4 protein-coding genes are annotated in these 3,306 nt (G+C 44.2%); all 4 read right to left on the minus strand.

Going from position 1 to position 3,306, the window contains the following annotated elements; translation table 11 throughout:
* Positions 1–1,434 (minus strand): hypothetical protein (locus AC1DSN_RS20360; protein WP_477332501.1); only part of this gene is annotated, 1,434 nt, incomplete at its 3' end.
* Between the two features lie 78 nt (positions 1,435–1,512).
* The gene (locus tag AC1DSN_RS20365; RefSeq protein WP_477332503.1) at positions 1,513–1,863 is read right to left on the minus strand and encodes a DMT family transporter; all 351 of its coding nucleotides are present in this window, start codon (positions 1,861–1,863) and stop codon (positions 1,513–1,515) included.
* 23 nt (positions 1,864–1,886) lie between these two features.
* On the minus strand, positions 1,887–2,849 hold the full coding sequence (locus AC1DSN_RS20370) for a glycosyltransferase family 2 protein (protein ID WP_477332505.1): 963 nt from the start codon (positions 2,847–2,849) through the stop codon (positions 1,887–1,889).
* Between the two features lie 70 nt (positions 2,850–2,919).
* On the minus strand, positions 2,920–3,306 hold a 387-nt coding region (locus tag AC1DSN_RS20375; RefSeq protein WP_477332507.1), incomplete at its 5' end, for an NAD-dependent epimerase/dehydratase family protein.

A 3,306-nucleotide genomic window follows, 5' to 3' on the forward strand; every position in this document is an offset into this window, starting at 1 on the left:
AACGAAAAMCAACCCATTAATTTCCTTGTTATCTCCCTGCTTGAACTCACTGAAAGCGGGATAAGGTATAAAGCTCTTTAAATTTGACAAGCCAGAAGGCAACGCGTGATTTGTGATTAGCAAATCAGAATCGTCAAATTGCTCAGCCAATGCTTTTTCGGCACCGGGGAAGTCCAGAAAGTCTACTCGGCTTTTAATGACGTCAACCGATGCAATGTTTTTCAACGGAAAACCGTTGACATTATACCATGCAGTAAGTAAGAACAAGGCCGTTACCGCAGACATAAGATTGGACTTTACAGACTTGCAACTCTCCAATAACAAAAACCATGAAAGCACGAGGAACGGAATCGCGCCTACGTAATATCGAGTATGCGGAGGAGAGTAACGATCCAGACTGTATATGCACAAGGGAAAAGAAACCAGCAGCAAAGCGCTGAAGGCTAATGTTTTTGGCAAAACATTTTCTTTAACAAAGAGCGTGAGAACTCCGGTAAATAAAAATATATACAGATAGTTCTTATCACCCAAGTTTACCAAATTGCGGACAAACTGTTCAGCGATGATCGCCACATCCGAAGGACCATAGAAACTGGCAAGAAAAAACTTTATATAGAAGTCCAGCCCCCCTCCTGAAACTTCCTCGGCTGTGATCGGCAATTTTAGAAGCATACCGATCACTATGTAGCTAGTGAGAACGCCTACCACCGATTCAATGCCAACTTTCAAAGCTGACTTTCGATCGCTTAGCCATATAAACAATATAGGCAGTATAAAAACAAAGAAAATAATCTGGGAGCGAAAGTGAGAAAAGCTGCCGACAATCAGACCAATGCTAAGTGGGCTTAGTCTTGTGCAAAAACAACACCACAGAACCAAAACACTTGAAAAGTACGCAAAGGTATCATTAGCCGGATTCATCGCCGTGACCACAACTGGCGTGAAAGTGACGCAAATAACGAAAAGCACTTGCTTAAGCCCGAGAAAGAAGTGCCGTGCTATTGCAAATAAAAACAGATTCGATATAACTATAATAGAAAGCGATACTAGGTGGGGTACGTAGAACCGCATGTTGCCAAAAACCAGGTACCAAAGCGAAAACAAGCCAGAGTATAGTTTCGACGGATAACTTTTTGACAAGTCTATAAGTTGCGAATTCTCTTGAAAATACCCGTAGGCGGACCCGCCGCCTTGAGGGTCCATTGATGAATAAGGATATATAAAGTTGGCGTGATCCCGCGCCATCGCTACACCGGACACCAAATAGTGGGAGATGTCATGCAAATTGGCTGGGCCATGAAACATTAAGTAGTAAGCGATGGACAGCACTCCAACCAACAAGTACCTGGCAAGACTGGATGATCCCGCTTCACTCTTTTTTATCAGCCCTCCTACTGCCGGTATAAAATCTCTGTCGCGTAAAAAAATACTCATTTAATCACCCATCTACAAATGCGAATCAGTCTTCGAGCATGTGAACCCGAGAATCCCCCCGGGACTGCGAACTCGCTATCATTCCAGAATAGAGATCCAGACACCGATACCGATTAAGCCCGCACCAGCAAAAGTTTTCCAACCAATCGCCTCGCCCAACAAATAGTGAGCCATCACGGGAACTATGACGAATGCCAATGCAACAAACGGGTATGCCAACCGCAAAGGCATTGATCGAAGAACCACCAGCCACATAACTGTAGCCACCGCGTAAACAAGCAAAGCGACAATCAGCTTGATATTCAAAAAACTGCCAATAATATTTGCCGAGTCATAAGTAAAACTTGTGGCGGCAAGCTTAAATAAAATCTGCCCAGATGCCAGCGCGAAAACCGTCAACAGTATCAGTGCAACTTGAAGTAAAGTCATGGACTTAGGCTCGTTATAATCTTTCATCGAATTTTACTGTGCAGAACACGTCTAGGAACTGACGATATATCGTAAGCAAGAAATGCAAGAACAAACTGTATGCCTACGATGATAGGGATAGCAGAAAGCATGATCGTGCCAGCAGGCGTAGCAGCACCTGTTTCAATAGACGAAAGCCAGTGACTCGCACCAAAAAGAGTACCGAACAGCAGCATTGCCAAACCTGCAGGTAACTCAAGGGATGCAACCGACATATCTCGCAGATAATAGTTGTAGAATATCCTTTTGGTAAAATTTCGCACATGCTTGGTGAAAAACTCGCCTACGATCTTAGAGATTTTCAGGTTACTGACCTCATCTCCATACTTGGCATCCATAGGGATATCGACCGCCACCGCACGAAGTGTGTTAAGGCGAAAAAGCATATCCGTCTCGAAAAAATAACGTTTGCTGATTTTACTAAAAGGCAAATGTTTGGCCGCGTCTCGATGTATCGCAGTAAAACCGTTCGTTGGATCAAACAAATCCCAGTATCCCGATGACAGTTTGGTCATGAAGGAAAGAACGGCGTTACCAAATAACCGAATCTTTGGCATGGCCTGGATCTCTTCCAGATCAAAAAAACGGTTGCCTTTCGTGTAATCAGCTTCACCGGCGGCAATGGGAGCGATAAATCGAGGGATCAATGAAGGGTCCATCTGCCCATCTCCATCGACCTTTACCAGGATTTCCATCCCGTCATTAATGCCAGCCTGGTAGCCGGYCATGACCGCACCGCCAACGCCTTGGTTGACCTCATGCCGCAATACGACAACCCGGTCGTCATGGCAATTATCTCGAACGTAATTGCCAGAGTGGTCCGGGCAGCAATCATCGACGACATAAATCTTGCCGATTTCCGCGCCGATACCTTCAATCACACCGAGAATATGATCGCGAACTTTATAACAAGGGATAATGACTGCAACGTTGGGTGAAATTATCATAAATATTAACTCATTGATAAACTGAAAATGGAACTCTAATTCCAGCGTATTTCCGTATACTCCATGAAATTCAGATCACACCGTCATCTCTATGAAACCAGGACAATGTTTTCGATATTCCACTTCGCAAATCATTATACGGCTGCCAAATTAATTCGCGCTTGGCCAAAGAACAATCCAGGATACTCTTGGCTACGTCTACGCCTCGCGCTTCTTTATAAATCAAACGAGGTTTTTCAGGCATAAGCTCTGTGAGTACGGCTACAATATCGTTGAGCGTTACCCCAATGCAGCTTCCAATATTAAAAACCCGAGAATTTCCAGTGTACTGAATTGATTTCAGCAGTGCCTCGACGACATCGTCGATATAAATATAATCACGGACAACAGAACCGTCACCCCAGATTTCTATATCTTCGCCTTTCAACGTTTTCGATATGAACGCACCAATCACGCC

The organism is Luteibacter sp. P4_D7_3, from assembly GCF_056401735.1.

What these genes read in the sequence shown, in the direction of transcription:
- AC1DSN_RS20365 (WP_477332503.1), bottom strand. Translation starts at nt 1,863, where the DNA reads ATGACTTTACTTCAAGTTGCACTGATACTGTTGACGGTTTTCGCGCTG.